Origin of the sequence: Streptomyces hirsutus (assembly GCF_001418415.1) — a bacterium.
Taxonomy (GTDB): Bacteria; Actinomycetota; Actinomycetes; order Streptomycetales; family Streptomycetaceae; genus Streptomyces; species Streptomyces hirsutus.
On the sequence record NZ_LIQT01000778.1, the window covers coordinates 886 to 1,271 of the forward strand.

Annotated in this window: 2 pseudogenes; one reads left to right on the forward strand and one right to left on the reverse strand. The window is 71.8% G+C overall.

What is annotated here, in order from left to right:
* Positions 1–261, reverse strand: a pseudogene (locus AOK11_RS46055) (amino acid transporter); the annotation flags it as partial.
* Between AOK11_RS46055 and AOK11_RS46990 the strand changes: the two are divergent.
* Positions 152–386 (forward strand): annotated as a pseudogene (locus AOK11_RS46990) (hypothetical protein); the annotation flags it as partial. The pseudogenes AOK11_RS46055 and AOK11_RS46990 sit on opposite strands and share 110 nt — an antisense overlap.

The following is a 386-nucleotide window of genomic DNA, read 5'->3' on the forward strand; positions in this document are numbered from 1 at the left end:
CCAGAACTCGAACTCGCCGAACCTCTTCACGGCCGCGAGGTTCGTGGCGCAGAACATCACCATGAACAGCGCCACCCACGCCCACTCGGGCGTGCCCGGGAGCCAGCCGGTGACGATCTTCGCGGCGCCGATGCCCTCCAGGCCGACCGCCGTGCACAGCAGCACCCAGAACGCCCAGCCCGAGGCGAAGCCCGCCCAGGGCCCGATCGCCCGCTCCGCGTGCGCCGAGAACGAACCGGACGACGGATACGCGGCCGTGATCGGCCTGCTCGCCTCCGTCTTCGCGTACGGCGGCCTGGAGACGGTCACCATCGCCGCGGCGGAGTCGGAGAACCCGGTCAAGGGCGTCGCCAGCGCGGTCCGTACGGCGATGTGGCGGATCGCGC